This window comes from Pseudomonas sp. MHK4, from assembly GCF_054600775.1.
This window is the reverse complement of record NZ_BAAIAK010000001.1, coordinates 97924-113180: the sequence shown is the minus strand read 5'-3', so window position 1 is coordinate 113180 and position 15257 is coordinate 97924. Positions and strand designations below refer to the sequence as shown.

Genomic DNA, 15257 nt, shown 5'->3' with positions numbered 1-15257 from the left:
GACAATCGCAGATCCGCTCTCGCACTGATTTACACTCAGGAGGCTGCTCGAACGAAGCTGATGCAGGGAACGTGAATAAGGAATAAAAAATGTCTTATTTCCAGCAAATGTTAGGCATTGCCGTGTTTTCCATCACCGGCGTGTTGGCGATCAAGAAAGCCGACGTGGATTTGTTTGGTGCCATCGTACTCGGCATCATCACCGCCATTGGGGGCGGCACGATAAGGGATCTGCTGCTGGATCTGCCGATCTTCTGGATCGCCGACTTCAATTACATCTGGGTTGCCCTGTTCGCTGCGCTGTTGGCGTTTTTTTGCACGCAACGACTGCAACGACGTTACCGCATCCTGCTTTATCTCGACGGTCTGGCGGCTGCGCTGTTCGGTTTGTCGGCCACCGAGAAAGTCATGGCCTTGCAGCTTGCTGCCCCCCTGGCCGTGATGATGGGCGTGCTGACCAGCATCGGCGGCGGTATCGTCCGGGATGTCCTGGCTGGACGGGTTTCACTGCTGATGTCGCGGGAGATTTACGCCACGCCCATTCTGTTGGGCTGCACCCTCTACGTCCTGTTGCGAGACGTTTTCCCGACCATCTGGGTCGCCGGCTGGATTGCCTTGACCTTCACCTTCGGCTTGCGGTTCCTGGCCATTTACAAGCACCTGCAGATGCCGGCAATTTTTTCAACCAAGCAGGGATGATTCATCGATAAGGTGGCGAGTCGAGCTACGTCGAACTTGCTGCGTAGCAAACTGCACAAACCAGGCTGACCCTGATCTGCGCACGGTGACAAAACAGGAGGATTGAAATGAAAGGAAGCTGCGCTTGTGGGGCTGTGGGTTATGAGATCGACAGTATCGATATGCCTATCAGCCATTGTCATTGCAGTACCTGCCGCAAGACCCATGCCGCGGCTTATGTCTCCACGGCTGGCGTGTTGAGAGAGCATTTTCGATGGACTCAAGGCCTGGACGCGTTGCGGGCTTTCGAGTCATCGCCCGGGAAGCTGCGACATTTCTGTTGCCACTGCGGATCGCACCTTGCCGCTGAGCGTAGCGGTTCAGCCGCGATGATCGTGCGCGTGGCCACCCTGGACGAGGAGCCTGGCGCCAGGCCCGAGTACCACATCTGGACGGAGCAGGATGTGGCGTGGCTGGCTGGGGAAGATCTGCCCAGATACCCGCAATGGCAGCCTGGACGATAATGGCAACATTGCCTGGCCCTATCACCTCTGCATGACAGTCACCCGCGAGGAAGCACATGATCGATAGCTCTGCCGTTTTGACGGTTTTTCTGGTCTACCTGGCCGGTGTCGTTATCCCCGGGCCCAATTTCGTCGCCGTGGTCCATAAGGCGGTGGCGGCTACACGGTCGCAAGCCCTGGCCCTGGTGGCGGGTATCGTTCTGGTCAACCTGTTCTGGTCCACCTGTGCCATCGCAGGTCTCGGCATCGTCTTTGCTGCGCTGCCCTGGGCTGCGCTTGTGGTGAAAGTCCTGGGGGCCGCCTACCTGATGTGGTTCGGATTGCGTCTGCTGATCAACGCGGGGAAGCATGCACCCGGCCGGCCAGAGGATGCCATCGCCGGTAGTTGCAGGCAGTCCTTTATCCAGGGGGTGGTGACCAACATTGGCAACCCCAAGTCCATGGCCTTTTATGCCGCGGTTTTTTCAGCCGCCGCCCCCACCCACGTCTCGCCAGGCACCTTTGCGTCGATGCTGGCGGTTGTCGTGGTGGTGTCGATGGCCTGGTATGGCATGGTCGCAATCGCCCTTTCGCAACCCAGGATTGCTGGCGCGTATCGAGGGAGGAAAAAAGCCATCGATCGACTGTGCGGTGGGTTGATTTTGTCCCTGGGGATCCGTCAGCTGGTTTAGCCATCTTGCGATGGGTGCCGGGTTTGCGCTTCCTCGCGTGCATAAAGCGTCACTGAGGCGCGCAGCTTGTTGCCGCCGAAAGCGCACATCTTGTCGAACGCCTTGTGGCTGACGGGAAGATGCTGGCAGTCGAGTGCCTGACGGTGCTGACTGCGATCGATGTCCGGGTCATGCAGGTAGACGAAGTCTTCATCGTAGTCAGTGACGATGACCCAGTGCGGGGCCCTGGAGCGCGTCAGGCGGTAGCTGCTGATCAACACCAGGGCCTGGCCGCCGGCCTTCAGCGTGTGAGCCAGGTCCAGCTGGTGGCTGCTGACCTGCTCCAACCATGCGGAAAAAGAGCACTTCAGCGCCGAGGCGATCGCGCTGATCGACGATCTGCTCATCGAGAACATCCAGTGCAACAAACAGGCGGAGATCTACTCCAGGGTGTTTGCCGGCCTGATCGATGCACGCGGCAACTTGATGAACAACACCATGAACAACCTGCTGCGCAAACTGACGTTGATCAACGTGGTTTTCCTGCCGCTCAACCTGATCGCCAGCATTGGCGGCATGTCCGAGTTCAGCATGATGACGTCCGCCATCCCCTGGTGGGTGGCCTATCCGCTTTTTCTCACGGGAATGCTGGTTTCCGGGGGGCTGATGGTCGTTGCGCTCAAGCATCTGACCCGGGGCTCATCCAGCATGACGGGACCGCATTGAACGCTTGGGATCATTACATCTCAACCTGTGTGCCCAGCTCGATCACCCGGTTCAACGGCAACTTGAAGTACTTCAGATTGCTGTTGGCGTTCTTGAGCAAAAACGCGAACAGGCTTTCACGCCAACGGGCCATACCGATGCGATTGGTCGGGATCACTGTTTCCCGGCTGAGGAAATAGGTCGTGCGCATCGGGCTGAAATCCAGCTCGGTCAAGTGGCACATACTCAACGCCAAGGGGACATCAGGCTCCTCGATAAAACCAAAGTGCAGGCTGACCCGGAAGAAGCCTTCACCATAGGCTTCAACCTCGAACCGCTGCTGCGCACTAACGCGAGGGCTGTCTTCAGACACTACGGTGAGCAATACCACTTGCTCATGCAACACCTGGTTATGCAGCAGGTTGTGCAGCAGTGCATGCGGAACAGCATCGGCCCTGGCCGTCAGGAACACCGCCGTGCCTTGCACGCGATGGGGAGGCTGCGCACGGATGCTGTCGATGAACAGTGGTAGCGGCAGTGCGGTTTCATCCAGCCGCTCGACAATAATCTTCCGGCCGCGCTTCCAGGTCGTCATCAAAATGAACAAGGCAATGCCGGCAATCACCGGGAACGCGCCGCCCTGGAAGATCTTCGGCGCATTGGCCGCGAAGTACAGGCTGTCGACCAGCAGAAACCCCAGCAACATTGGAATGGCCAACCAGCGCGGCGTTTTCCAAAGGAGCAGGACCACCGCCGAGGACAAGATCGTCGTGATCAGCATGGTCCCCGTCACCGCGACGCCGTAGGCGGCGGCCAACGCACTGGACGACTCGAAGCCGATGACCAGCAGAACCACACCGACCATCAATGCCCAGTTGACCGTGCCGATGTAGATCTGCCCCTGCTCCTGGCTGGAGGTGTGCTGGATGAACATGCGCGGGATATAACCCAATTGTATGGCCTGGCGAGTCAGGGAGAACGCACCGGAAATCACTGCTTGAGACGCGATGATGGTGGCCAGCGTGGAGAGCGCGACCATTGGCAGCAGTGCCCAATCCGGCGCCAGCAAATAGAACGGGTTGCGCACCGCCTCCGGGTTACCCAGGATCAGGGCGCCCTGTCCAAAGTAATTGAGTACCAGACCGGGCAGCACGAGCATGAACCACGCACGGGAAATCGGTTTGCGGCCAAAGTGGCCCATGTCGGCGTACAGTGCTTCAGCACCGGTCAATGCCAACACGACAGCACCAAGAATCGCGACACCGATGCCCGGATGAACCACGAAGAACTGCACGGCCCAGGCAGGGTTGAGCGCCTGCAACACTTGCGGGCGCTGCAAAATCCCAAACACGCCAAGCGCGCCCAACACCACGAACCACAGCACCATGACCGGTCCAAACAGGATGCCGATTCGGGCCGTGCCATGCTTTTGTATCAAGAACAGCGCCACCAGCACGATCACTGACAAGGGCACGACCCAGTGCTCGATGCCGTCAAACGCCAGCTGCAGTCCTTCAACCGCAGAGAGTACCGAAATGGCCGGGGTAATCATGCTGTCCCCATAAAAGAGTGCCGCCCCAAACAGGCCGAGCAGCACCAGCACCTTGCTCATGTGCGGATAAGGTGCTGCCGCGCGGCGGGCCAGCGCGGTCAACGCCATGATGCCGCCTTCGCCCTGATTGTTGGCACGCAGGATGAACAACACGTATTTGATCGAGACCACCCAGATCAGCGACCAGAAGATCAACGACAAAATGCCCAGCACTCCGTCGTGATTGACCTGGACGCCGTAGTGGCCGGAAAAGACTTCTTTGAGCGTGTAGAGGGGGCTGGTGCCGATGTCCCCGTATACCACCCCGACAGCGGCGACGAGCAAGCCCGACCCTGAGGTTCGGGATGGGGAATCTGTGTGCGCGAGGGTGACTGTTTTACTCAAGGGCCGCGTCTCTCGGATGGCGGGGGAGGAAGTTCACGTCATCCTTGGGCAATACATTGCCGGCGTCATTAAAAATGCAGATGCATGGACGGTTCAAAAATCGCCGCCAGTATCGTCGCGGACAAAACTGCCTACCGTAAAAAAAGCGTAAAAATTAATCGGCGAACGCCAAACGTGCCGGTATGTCGTTGATTCACGGTTCGCCGTCAAGAAGTCTCACCCTGTGGCAATCAGCAGGTCCCAGCTTCTGCCCGCTTGATGAGCGAACCTCAATCGGCATCAACGGCTGGCCGGACGCGTTGTCCAACAGCACGGAGCGAGCCTCCTGGGGCTGGAACAGGAAACGTTCGCCCCACTGGCGCATGCTGACCACCACAGGAAAGATCTCCCGCCCTTTTTCCGTCAGCACGTACTCCTTGTAGGCGCTGCCATCTGACGCCGGTCGAATGTCGAAGATCCCGACCTCAACCAGCGTCTTCAGTCGCGATGCCAGAATATTTTTCGCCACACCCAGGCTCTTTTGAAATTCGCTGAACCGGCGAATGTCGTCAAAAGCGTCGCGGATGATCATGAGGGACCAGCGATCGCCAATGGCTTCCAGTGTTCTGGCTACCGGGCATTCGTTGCCTGGTGGTGAGGCGTCTTCGAGCATTTGCTTGACCTTGCGAAATGTGGTTGCAATATGAAACCTGATACGGCAACAATTGAATCCGGTTTTTAATTGCAACCAGCTTACCCCCGCGGAGCCACGCATGACAGCAAATACTGATTCAGCCACCCAATGCCTGGCCAGGATCGACCGGTCTCCAGGACTGTCGCCGTCGCTCACGCTGCTGTTTTCCATCACCTGCGCCCTGGCCGTCGCCAACGTTTACTTCGCCCAACCGTTACTCGATTCCATGGCCCGGAGCCTGGGTGTGGCTTCATCAATGATCGGGGTCGTAGTGACTGCGACTCAGGTTGGCTACGCGCTGGGGTTGCTGTTCATCGTCCCGCTGGGGGACCTGGTCAACCGCAAGCGGTTGATGCTGATGCAAGTGCTGCTGTCTGCGGTCGCGCTGGCGGCGGTCGGTACGGCACAGCAATGGCTGGCCCTGTTGGCTGCCATGATCGTGATGGGCTTGCTGGCAGTGGTCGTTCAGGTGCTGGTGGCCTACGCCGCCGTGCTGGCAACGCCCTCGCAACGCGGGCAAGCGGTGGGGACAGTTACCAGTGGCATTGTCCTGGGCATTCTGCTGGCGCGGTTTACCTCTGGAGTGATCGCCGACTTCGCGGGCTGGCGCGCCGTTTACCTGGTGTCTTCAGGGCTGATGCTGACCCTCGCGGCGGTGCTGTGGAAAGTGGTGCCTGTTACCCCCTCGCCAAAACATCAAGACACCTACTTCGCGCTCATCGGTTCGCTGTTCAAGCTGTTCGTCAGCGAACCCACGTTGCGCGCCAGGGGTCTGCTGGCGCTGCTGATCTTCGCGGATTTTTCCGTGCTGTGGACAGCCATGGTCCTGCCGTTGAGCGCCCCGCCACTGTCGCTTTCCCACACGGCCATCGGCCTGTTCGGCCTGGCCGGCGTCGCCGGTGCCATGGCTGCCAGAAGAGCCGGTCGCTGGGCCGACCAAGGGCTGGGACAACGCGTGACCGGCATTGCGCTGGGGCTCCTGATACTGTCCTGGTTGCCCATCATGTTTGCCGAGACGTCCCTGATTGCGCTGGCCTGCGGCGTCGTCCTGCTCGACTTCGCGGTGCAGGCTGTACACGTCACCAACCAGAGCATCATCTTCGCCGCACGACCCGACGCCCAGAGTCGCATGGTCGGTGCCTACATGTGCTTCTACTCGGTCGGCAGCGCACTGGGAGCCGCCGCTGCTACCCAGGTTTACGCGCTATGGGGATGGATGGCGGTCAGCCTGCTGGGCGCCTTGATCAGTGCCAGTGCCTTGGTGCTGTGGTTTTTCACAGCGACTGCCAGCTTCAAAAAATCACCTTACCCGCCTCCCGCATAAATATCTCCACGGTCTTGGGGCCAATCCCTTCGAAAGCACAAAGGCGTGTTTCAAACGCCTGACGATCAGCACTCGCCTCCACTTTCCTGGATGAAGCTGATGATTGATGTTTTGGGTGGTCACCCTCCTCCATCAAATGTTCTGTTCCTACTTTTTTTCAACGCACGGGCATTGAAAACTTCCACTGACGCTGCCCTCCCCCCTGATCCGGGTAGGTCCTTCAACCCGTTCATTCCACTTAGTGTTGCGAAAAGCTTGGGCTCCATACCGGCACAGGTAACGAGTCGCCAGGCCATGGCCAATTCACTCCAGCGAATGAGCACACCCGCATGAGCTATCAGACAATCATCCAAGCCCGGCAAGGTTGCGTCGCACTCATTACCCTGAATCAACCGGATCGGCTCAACCCGCTCAACGCCAGCATGATCGGTGAGGTCCGCGACGCGCTCGCCAAGGTGCGCAATGACCGTTCAGTACGCGCCTTGCTGCTGACGGCCAATGGCAAACTCTTCAGCAGCGGTGCTGATCTGGCGGGCGGAGCTTTCAATGCGGGCGATGAATCGCGAGGCACGCGCGCCGCAAAGACCATGCGCAACGCCGTCAACCCCATGATCGCCGAGCTTCATGAGCTGCCCGTGCCGGTGGTCATTGCCTTGAACGGAGGGGCCGCAGGGGGTGGGGTCGGACTGGCACTGGCGGCAGACATGGTCCTGGCAGCGCGTTCGGCCTATTTCTACCTGCCGTTCATCAAGAAGCTGGGGCTGGTGCCTGATGCCGGTGCTTCCTGGTTCCTTCAGCGTCGATTGGGCCCCGCCCGTACCCTGGCGTTGAGCCTGACCGGCGAGCGCCTGTCGGCGGAGAAAGCCGAGCGATGGGGATTGATCCACGGGTGCGTCGATGACGAAGCACTGCAGGCGACTGCCATGGAGATGGCACAGCAGCTGGCTCGCTTGCCGGCTCACGGCATCATCGAAGCGCGCCAGCTCGTCGATGCGGCCAGCCGCAATGATCTGCGAGCGCAACTGGAATACGAGACAGTTCGCCAGCAGCAGCTCTTCGACTTGCCGACACTTGAGGAAGGCGTGAACGCGTTCTTCGAAAAGCGTGATCCTGTTTTCCCAGGGCGCCAATAGCTGCCTGTCGTCATGCCCCTCTGAGAAGAATGACCATCATGAAAACCCGTATTACCGAATTGCTGGACATCCAGTATCCGATCGTTGAAGGCGGCATGCAGTGGGTCGGACGCGCACAACTGGCCGCCGCCGTATCGAACGCCGGTGCCCTGGGGATGGTGACGGCGCGCACACAGCCCACAGCGGACGACTTGCGCCGTGAAATCGAGCGCACCCGTGAACTGACCTGCAAACCTTTCGGCGTGAACCTCACGTTGTCACTGACCGCCAATGACGTGAACTATGACGGCTGGATCGACGCCATCATCCAGGGCGACGTGCGTATTGTCGAAACGGCCGGCAACAATCCCCAGCCTGTTATCGCCAGGTTGAAGGCGCACGGAATCAAGGTCATTCACAAGTGCACGTCGGTACGCCATGCCCTGTCGGCGCAACGTTACGGTGCGGATGTCATTTCGATTGACGGTTTCGAAGCCGGTGGGCATTGCGGTGAGGACGATGTACCTGCCCTGATCATGATCCCTGCGTTGGGCAAGGTCCTGAAGATTCCCTTTATCGCCTCCGGTGGTATCGCCAACGGCCGCGGCATGGCCGCCGCGCTGGCCTTGGGGGCCGACGGTGTGAACATGGGAACGCGCTTCATGCTGACCAAGGAATCCGCCATCCACGACGATATCAAGGCGGCCTTGCTGGCAGCGACGGAGCGCGATACCACCTTGATCAAGAGAACCCTCAAGCGAACTGCGCGGTTCTTTACCAATAACGTCTCGCAAGAAATTGTCGCCCTTGAACAGCGCCCGGGTGGCGCGACCTATGACGACTTGAAACACCTGTTGTCGGGCGAGCGCGGCCTTGCAGGCCTGGAGTCGGGTGACATCACGGCCGGTCTTGTCTGTGCCAGTCAGGTCATCGGCTTGGTCGACGATATCCCGACCTGTACCGAACTGGTGACACGCATGGTCGCTGAATGTCGCGACGGGCTGGAGCAGGCACTGAAACGATTCGAACGATAACCAGCCAAGTCATCGGCACCCATCATGAGCCTGCTCGCGCGATGGACGTAAACGATAACGCGGGCTGCCTGGATGAACGCGTTGCCTGGACGTTCTTCGCGAGCAGGCTCGCTCCTACAGGGCCCGAACGTGCGAGCATTGAACCTTCATTGGAAAAAGTGATCGCACGGTAACTACGACCTGTCTCTGCAGTGAAGAAATTGCCGAGCGTCTGCAAGCGCTGGCCGAGCTCAAGGTGCATCCCCGCGAACAGCAGATCAACACGGTGCTGATGGCCCGCCTGGAGCGTTTGTATCAAGAAAGCCTGGGCGAGCTTCGTGAGCAGATCGACCATTGGGCCAACCTGTTTCAACAAGCGCTGGCAAGCCAGGACGAGCGCCTGATTCGCCAGGCTCGCCATGATCTGAGCGCGCGCTCAGCCTGCTCAAGGTCAGGCGTCCGGATGAGGACCCCGGCGCCTTCCAGCAACGGCGTGAAGCCTACGAGCAAGCCTTGCACATCCTGCGCGAGGGCTGGAGCGAGGTCGATCGGGATGCCGCTGGCTCAGCCGTTCGACCCACTGCAGAGAACCGGACACACCCGAGCCTGAAGCCCACGCGGTCCCAGTATGAGCAGGCCGTTGAGCTTCTGGGCGGATTTGAAGACCAGGCGGTTGATCAATACTGGAACGAGGCGTCGACCAGAGGCTGCGACCCAGTTCTCCTTGACGCAATCGCTGCATGACCTCGACCAGAAACGCCGCCGTTCACTTCCAGAAACCAACGTGAGCCTTGGCCGCTTCGGTTTCCAACATCGGCCCGTACACCAGGATCTGTCGTTGCCCACGGGAGAACACTTCACGGCACGGTAGCGAGAACGTCGGGTTTTCTGGGTGGTCGCCGGTCAAGCTCAGCAGTACATGCTCGGATAGCGCATAGACCACCCGGCCGATGCCGGTCCAGTAAATCGCCCCGGCGCACATACAGCACGGCTCGGCACTGGTGTACAGGGTGCATTTGGCCAAGGCCTCCGGGCTGAGCAACCTGGCAGCTTTGGCGGCGGCGGCCAATTCGGCATGTTGAGTGGGATCGCCTTCGGGAGGCATGGAATTGTTGCCAGCCTGCGATATCAACTTGCCGTTTTGGTCCGCCACTAAAGCGGCAAACGGGTGGCGGCCACGCTCTTTCGCCGCTGAAGAGAGCTGGATGGTTTCGCGCAACAGTTCCACGTCAAGGGCAGAAATGCCGGGTGGGGTCGTGTTGGTCAAGTCAGTCATTGAAAGTCCTTGGGCATTTGGGATCAGAAGCAAAATGGTGGGATGCCAAGGCTGCGCAAAACAGGCACGTGCGCTTGGTCCGATCATTTTTCGTCAGTGGGCAGGCGTGTCTTGGCTGCAGCGCTCTGTGCCTCGAATGGCGGTGATCGCCTGCAGGATTCGCTCGCTGGTCGCAGGGCCGTTCAATGGCGGGTTCAATTTGTACTGCGCCACGCTGGCAATCGCGTCGCGAAGCGCAAAGAACACCGAGAAAGCCAGTAACATGGGCGGCTCGCCTACCGCCTTCGAACGGAAGATGGTGTCCTCGGCATTGCGGTTGTCGAACAGTTTGACGCGAAAGTCATCAGGGCAATCATTGACCGCCGGGATCTTGTAGGTCGAAGGCGCGTGGGTCATCAGTTTTCCGGCTTTGTTCCACCACAGTTCCTCCATCGTGAGCCAGCCCATGGCCTGGATGAAGGCACCTTCCACCTGGCCTATATCGAGCGCCGGATTGATGGATTTGCCCGCGTCATGCAGCAAGTCCACGCGCAATAACTTCCACTCACCGGTCAGGCAGTCGATCTGAACCTCGGATACGGCAGCGCCATAGCTGAAGTAGAAAAACGGTCTGCCTTTCAGTGTCTCTCGGTCCCAGTTCAATTTAGGGGTGGCGTAGAAACCATCGGACCAGAGCTGCACGCGACTCTCATACGCCGTCCTCACCAGGTCAGGCCAACTGAGCCGATGCTCATGCAAGCTCGCCTGATTGTTGGCATAGCCCACGTCATCGAGCGTGCCGCCGTATCGATCCACCAACATCCGTGACAAGCGGACTTTGATTTGGCGCGCCGCATCCTGGGCGGCCTTGCCATTCAGGTCAGTCCCGCTTGAGGCGGCAGTGGCTGAGGTGTTGGGTACCTTGCTGGTGTCCGTTGCGGTGGAGCGCACCCAACTCAGATCGATACCCAGCTCATTGGCGACTATCTGGGCGATCTTGGTATTGAGGCCCTGCCCCATCTCCGTACCGCCATGGTTCACAAGCACCGAACCGTCCGTGTAGATGTGAACCAGGGCCCCGGCCTGATTGAAGTGGACGACGTTGAAAGAGATGCCGAATTTGAGCGGCGTCAGTGCAAGGCCTTTCTTGATCACTTCATTGTCTTGATTGAAGGCCAGGACAGCCTGGCGTCGAGTCCGGTAGTCGCTTGTCTGCTCCAGCTCAGCCACCAACTCGTGGATGACGTTGTCTTCCACCGTCATGCCGTAGGGGGTAACGTTGCGCTCGAGCTTGCCATAGAAGTTACGCTTGCGAACGTCCAGCGGGTCCAGACCCAGTTCGCGAGCGATGTCATCGATGATGTACTCGATGGCGATCGCACCCTGCGGACCGCCAAACCCGCGAAAGGCCGTATTGGACTGGGTATTGGTCTTGCCTGCCATGGATCGAATGTCCACGTCACTGAGGAAGTAGGCATTGTCGAAGTGGCACAAGGCGCGAGTCGCCACCGGCCCGGACAAGTCAGTCGAAAAACCTCCCCGCGAGCACATCTCTACGGTCACGCCTCGAATCAAGCCGTCGGGCTCGAAACCTGCCTCGTAGTCGTAGTTGAAACAGTGACGCTTGCCGGTGATCAACATGTCGTCGTCACGGTCCAGGCGTACCTTGACCGGGCGCTTCAGCCGAGCGGCGGCCAAGGCTGCCACGCAGGCAAAAAGACCGGATTGCGACTCCTTGCCGCCGAATGCCCCGCCCATGCGACGAATCTCCACTTTAACCTGGTGGTTTGGCAGATTCAGGCAGTGGGAAATCAGGTTTTGCATCTCTGTCGGGTGCTGAGTGGAGCACAGCACATGCATCCCGTTGTCTTCTTTGGGCATCGCATAGGATATTTGCCCTTCAAGGTAAAACTGCTCTTGCCCGCCGATGGAAAATTTGCCTTTGAGTCTATGCCCTGCCCCTCCTATCGCTTGCTCGGCTTCGCCGCGACGCAGGTGCAGCGGCGGGAACAGGAAGGCTCCCTGTTGCTTGGCTTGTTCAGGGGTGAGTATGGCGGGCAACGCCTCGTACTCTATCTTGCCCAGCCTCGCCGCACGGCGTGCGGCGTGATAGGTATCGGCGATGACGGTAAAGATCGGCTGGCCGATGTACTGCACCACACCCTCGGCCAATATCGGATCGTCGTGGACGATGGGGCCGCAGTCGTTGGCTCCCGGTATATCCGCTGCGGTCAGGACTGCGACGACACCCGGCGCTGCAAGCACATCACTCAAGTCCATCGACAGGATTCGCGCGTGGGCCTGTTGGCTCAAGCCCAGTGCCGCGTAAAGCGTGCCCTGCAGTTCGGGGATGTCATCGATGTAAGTCGCTTCGCCACTGACATGCAGATGAGCTGACTCATGGGTGAAGGCGCGCCCGGCGGCGCCTTGTCTCGATGGTTCGTTGGCCAGGCTGACAGGCTTGTTCATGGTTGCTCCTGGGCCACATCAAGGACCCGGATACGTTCATTGGGCAATGGCTGATGCAGGCGCGTTTCAAGGTAAAATCGATAGAGCAGGTTTTTCGCGCACTGCTGCCTGTAGTGTGCGCTGGCACGCATGTCAGAGAGCGGCTGGTAATCCTCGTCAAGCGCGGCCTGGGCTTGTTCCAGCGTATCGTCGGTCCAGGATTTGCCGACCAGCTGTCTCTCGCAATGGCTGGCTCTTTTGACCGTTGCTGCCATACCACCGTATGCCACACGGCAATCAACGACACGCCCGGCGTCGAGGCGAATGGAAAATGCCGCACAGACAGCCGAGATGTCCGAGTCAAAACGCTTGGACAATTTGTAGGTACGCATCTGCCAGCCCGCTTCGGGCAGCGGAATCAGGAGTGCTTCAACAAGTTCGTCGGCGTGCATGTCTTTGCGCATGTAGCCGGTGTACAAATCCTCGAGTGCAAGCGTGCGGCTTCCGCCAGGGCCATGCATAACCACCCTGGCTCCCAACGCAACCAGCGCCGGCATCGAATCGCCGATAGGCGAACCATTGGCGACGTTGCCACCCAAGGTGCCAGCGTTGCGGATAGGCTTGGAGGCGAAGCGTTCCCAAAGCTCCTTGAGTTGCGGATAGAGCGCAACGATAGCGGCGAAACTGTCAGTCAGAGAGACACCGCAACCAACGCGTAAAAATTCCTGGTCGTGCTCGATTCGCTTAAGCTGCGGCACCGTGCCGATGAAAATGATGTCGCCGATATCGCGAAACTGCTTGGTCGTCCACAAGCCAATATCGGTACACCCCGCCAACAGGAGCGCGCCGGGGTAGTTGGCACGCAGCCAGACCAGTTCCTGCAAATCGCGCGGAGCGAAAAAGCGTCGACCCTCATGTTCGTACACGAGCATTTCGTTGCGTTTCAGCGCCTCCAGCTTCACTTGCAAGGCCCCGCGTTCGAACCTTACGGGCGCCAGCTCGAACATTTGTTCACCTGCATCCAGGATCGGTCGGTAACCGGTGCAACGGCACAGGTTCCCGGTCAACGCGGAACGTATTTCCTCTCGCCCCGCACGTACTTCACATTGCTCATGTTCGAGGTAGAGACTCCACAGGGACATGACGAACCCAGGCGTGCAAAAGCCGCACTGCGATCCATGGCAATCGACCAGCGCTTGCTGCACCGGGTGTAGTGTCCCTGCTTGCTGGCGCAGGTGCTCAACGGTAAACACTGCCTTGCCGTCCAGCGACGGCATGAACTGGATGCATGCGTTTACCGTGTGCATCCGCAGTTCTCCGTCCAGCAATTCGCCGACTACGACCGTGCAGGCGCCGCAGTCTCCCTCGGCACAACCTTCCTTGGTGCCGGTGAGGCAACGATCTTCGCGCAGGTGATTGAGCAGGCTGCGGGTGGTGTCGACATGCTCAAGCGATTGCACTTCACCGTTGAGCACGTATTGGATAACCCCCTGCCTGGGGGAGCTGTCATATCGGGTGTTTTGCATGAAGGTCTCCTCGAGATCAAACGCGGTCAAGCTCGTTGATGGAGACCCCGGCCCGGTCCAGCCAGGTTTTTCGACGGGCAAACAGGTCAGGGACGGTTTCATTGACTTCAGTGATCAGCACGTCCAGGTCAGCGCTTCTGAGTTGCCCGTTTTCGACCAACACGCGACCGCCGACCATTGTCATGTCCACGTCACCACCTTGTACGGCGTGCACCAGGTTGTGGTGGAGGTTGGCCAGCGGGCCGCGAGTGATCAGCGGCGTCATCCTCGGCGTGTCGACGCGTACAGCGATGATGTCGGCGGCTTTACCGACTTCCAGCGAGCCGATCTGCTTGTCCATGCCCAAGGCGCGTGCACCGTCGATCGTGGCCATGCGGCATACCGACCATGCATCCAGTGCAGCGGCATTGAGGCTGGCGAATTTGGCCAGCAGCGAGGAGACTTTCATCTCCTCGAACATGTCCAGGTTGTTGTTCTCTTTTTCGCCATCGGTGCCCAGGCCAACCGCAACGCCTGCAGCCAACAGCTTTTCAATCGGCGCGGCACCGGATGCCAGTTTCATGTTGCTGACGGGATTGTGCGCCACACCGATATTGCGCTGCGCCATCAGCGCGATCTCCTGGTCGTCGACCCAGACACAATGTGCAAGCAGGACCTTGCTGGCATCTAGCAGGCCGAACTTTTCCAGAGCCTGTACGGGGCGCATTCCGTGGCGCCGGATGGTTTCTTCCACGTCGAAGCGGCTTTCGTTACTGTGGGTGTGGAAACCCACTTGGGTGGCCTTGCAGATATCTGCGATGCGCTTCCATGCCTGGGGAACGGCGTAGAACATATGCTCCAGGCCTACCCACACATTGATGCGGCCATTCGCCCCGCCGTGCCAACGTTCGATCAAGGCTTCGTTGCCGTCGAGCGTCTCGAAGTAATCATGGTCGGGGTGCTCGGCCACATAGGGCACCAACACCGCGCGAATGCCCAATTCATTGGCTGCTTCTGCACTGCCGTGCATGTAACGCCACATATCGACCACCGTGGTGGTGCCGGACAGCAATGCTTCGCTGTAGCAAAGCATGGAGGACAAACGGGCCTCACTGGGCAGCAGCACCCGGTGCATGGGATCGATGTACTGCTGCAACCAATCCCACACCGGGAGGCCCTCGGCTGTGCCTCGCAGCATGCCGGAATGGCAATGGGTATTGACCAGCCCTGGCATCAACAGACGATCGGTCAGGCGGCGTACCGGGGCCAAGGGGTGGCGTGCGAGCAGATCTTGCGCAGGACCGACATCGGCGATCAGGCCGTCCTTGACCAAAACGGCGCCATCTTCGATCACGGTGTTGTGGGCGTCCATGGTGAGGACGAGGTCGGCCCTGATGAGTTCACTGGTCATCGTACTTAACCTTTGTGCTGTTTA

The 15257-nt window shown here is 59.3% G+C and carries 12 protein-coding genes and 4 pseudogenes; 8 read left to right on the top strand and 8 right to left on the bottom strand.

What is annotated here, in order from left to right; translation table 11 throughout:
* The first annotated feature begins 89 nt into the window (after positions 1-89).
* The 3 genes from ACYP2Q_RS00555 (at position 90) to ACYP2Q_RS00545 (ending at position 1872) form a co-directional block, all read left to right on the top strand.
* Positions 90-698 carry a trimeric intracellular cation channel family protein gene (locus ACYP2Q_RS00555; RefSeq protein ID WP_459728599.1) on the top strand — a complete coding sequence of 203 codons (609 nt, stop codon included), beginning with the start codon at positions 90-92 and terminating at the stop codon, positions 696-698.
* Positions 699-805: 107 nt separating this feature from the next.
* Positions 806-1201, top strand: a complete 396-nt coding sequence (locus ACYP2Q_RS00550; protein WP_459728598.1) for a GFA family protein — start codon at positions 806-808, stop codon at positions 1199-1201.
* 56 nt (positions 1202-1257) lie between these two features.
* Entirely contained in the window at positions 1258-1872 is a 615-nt protein-coding gene (locus ACYP2Q_RS00545; protein ID WP_459728597.1) for a LysE family translocator, read from the top strand.
* Here the strand turns inward: ACYP2Q_RS00545 and ACYP2Q_RS00540 are convergent.
* Positions 1869-2198 (bottom strand): annotated as a pseudogene (locus tag ACYP2Q_RS00540) (peptidase C39 family protein); the annotation flags it as partial. The gene ACYP2Q_RS00545 and the pseudogene ACYP2Q_RS00540 overlap by 4 nt on opposite strands.
* Between ACYP2Q_RS00540 and ACYP2Q_RS00535 the strand changes: the two are divergent.
* Positions 2197-2577: pseudogene (locus ACYP2Q_RS00535) on the top strand (CorA family divalent cation transporter); the annotation flags it as partial. The pseudogenes ACYP2Q_RS00540 and ACYP2Q_RS00535 overlap by 2 nt on opposite strands.
* 13 nt (positions 2578-2590) lie before the next feature.
* On the opposite strand, the gene ACYP2Q_RS00530 reads toward ACYP2Q_RS00535, so the two are convergent.
* Positions 2591-4492: a potassium transporter Kup gene (locus ACYP2Q_RS00530; protein ID WP_459728596.1), complete on the bottom strand. Its 1902-nt coding sequence runs from the start codon at positions 4490-4492 to the stop codon at positions 2591-2593.
* 193 nt (positions 4493-4685) lie between these two features.
* A complete protein-coding gene (locus ACYP2Q_RS00525) occupies positions 4686-5144 on the bottom strand; it encodes a winged helix-turn-helix transcriptional regulator (protein WP_459728595.1) in 459 nt (152 codons plus the stop codon).
* 100 nt (positions 5145-5244) lie between these two features.
* Here ACYP2Q_RS00525 and ACYP2Q_RS00520 point away from each other — a divergent pair, with 100 nt between their 5' ends.
* On the top strand, positions 5245-6489 hold the full coding sequence (locus ACYP2Q_RS00520) for an MFS transporter (protein WP_459728594.1): 1245 nt from the start codon (positions 5245-5247) through the stop codon (positions 6487-6489).
* Here the strand turns inward: ACYP2Q_RS00520 and ACYP2Q_RS00515 are convergent.
* Positions 6458-6568 (bottom strand): annotated as a pseudogene (locus ACYP2Q_RS00515) (DNA methylase); the annotation flags it as partial. The gene ACYP2Q_RS00520 and the pseudogene ACYP2Q_RS00515 sit on opposite strands and share 32 nt — an antisense overlap.
* Positions 6569-6818: 250 nt before the next feature.
* Here ACYP2Q_RS00515 and ACYP2Q_RS00510 point away from each other — a divergent pair.
* From ACYP2Q_RS00510 to ACYP2Q_RS00500, 3 genes and pseudogenes are all read left to right on the top strand, one after another.
* Positions 6819-7622, top strand: a complete 804-nt coding sequence (locus ACYP2Q_RS00510) for an enoyl-CoA hydratase-related protein (protein WP_459728593.1) — start codon at positions 6819-6821, stop codon at positions 7620-7622.
* A 29-nt stretch (positions 7623-7651) separates the two neighbouring features.
* Positions 7652-8635, top strand: coding sequence for an NAD(P)H-dependent flavin oxidoreductase (locus tag ACYP2Q_RS00505; protein WP_459728592.1), 984 nt, complete (start codon positions 7652-7654; stop codon positions 8633-8635).
* A 184-nt stretch (positions 8636-8819) separates the two neighbouring features.
* A pseudogene (locus tag ACYP2Q_RS00500) lies at positions 8820-9044 on the top strand (molecular chaperone HscC); the annotation flags it as partial.
* A 336-nt stretch (positions 9045-9380) separates the two neighbouring features.
* Here ACYP2Q_RS00500 and ACYP2Q_RS00495 read toward each other — a convergent pair.
* The 4 genes from ACYP2Q_RS00495 to ACYP2Q_RS00480 all read right to left on the bottom strand — a co-directional run bounded on the left by ACYP2Q_RS00495 (position 9381) and on the right by ACYP2Q_RS00480 (position 15233).
* Positions 9381-9890, bottom strand: coding sequence for a nucleoside deaminase (locus ACYP2Q_RS00495; protein WP_459728591.1), 510 nt, complete (start codon positions 9888-9890; stop codon positions 9381-9383).
* A gap of 93 nt (positions 9891-9983) precedes the next feature.
* The gene (gene xdhB, locus ACYP2Q_RS00490) at positions 9984-12338 is read right to left on the bottom strand and encodes a xanthine dehydrogenase molybdopterin binding subunit (protein ID WP_459728590.1); all 2355 of its coding nucleotides are present in this window, start codon (positions 12336-12338) and stop codon (positions 9984-9986) included.
* Positions 12335-13873 carry a xanthine dehydrogenase small subunit gene (gene xdhA, locus ACYP2Q_RS00485; RefSeq protein WP_459728589.1) on the bottom strand — a complete coding sequence of 513 codons (1539 nt, stop codon included), beginning with the start codon at positions 13871-13873 and terminating at the stop codon, positions 12335-12337. The genes xdhB and xdhA overlap by 4 nt, the downstream gene beginning before the upstream one ends.
* On the bottom strand, positions 13860-15233 hold the full coding sequence (locus ACYP2Q_RS00480) for an amidohydrolase family protein (RefSeq protein WP_459728588.1): 1374 nt from the start codon (positions 15231-15233) through the stop codon (positions 13860-13862). Before ACYP2Q_RS00480 ends, xdhA begins: the two co-directional genes overlap by 14 nt.
* Between the last annotated feature and the right edge of the window lie 24 nt (positions 15234-15257).

Bases quoted from the DNA above. Each gene is read 5' to 3' on its own strand.
- ACYP2Q_RS00525 (WP_459728595.1), bottom strand. From the start codon at position 5,144: ATGCTCGAAGACGCCTCACCACCAGGCAACGAATGCCCGGTAGCCAGA.
- ACYP2Q_RS00555 (WP_459728599.1), top strand. From the start codon at position 90: ATGTCTTATTTCCAGCAAATGTTAGGCATTGCCGTGTTTTCCATCACC.
- xdhB (WP_459728590.1), bottom strand. From the start codon at position 12,338: ATGAACAAGCCTGTCAGCCTGGCCAACGAACCATCGAGACAAGGCGCC.
- ACYP2Q_RS00550 (WP_459728598.1), top strand. From the start codon at position 806: ATGAAAGGAAGCTGCGCTTGTGGGGCTGTGGGTTATGAGATCGACAGT.
- ACYP2Q_RS00520 (WP_459728594.1), top strand. From the start codon at position 5,245: ATGACAGCAAATACTGATTCAGCCACCCAATGCCTGGCCAGGATCGAC.
- ACYP2Q_RS00505 (WP_459728592.1), top strand. From the start codon at position 7,652: ATGACCATCATGAAAACCCGTATTACCGAATTGCTGGACATCCAGTAT.
- ACYP2Q_RS00480 (WP_459728588.1), bottom strand. From the start codon at position 15,233: ATGACCAGTGAACTCATCAGGGCCGACCTCGTCCTCACCATGGACGCC.
- ACYP2Q_RS00545 (WP_459728597.1), top strand. From the start codon at position 1,258: ATGATCGATAGCTCTGCCGTTTTGACGGTTTTTCTGGTCTACCTGGCC.
- ACYP2Q_RS00495 (WP_459728591.1), bottom strand. From the start codon at position 9,890: ATGACTGACTTGACCAACACGACCCCACCCGGCATTTCTGCCCTTGAC.
- ACYP2Q_RS00510 (WP_459728593.1), top strand. From the start codon at position 6,819: ATGAGCTATCAGACAATCATCCAAGCCCGGCAAGGTTGCGTCGCACTC.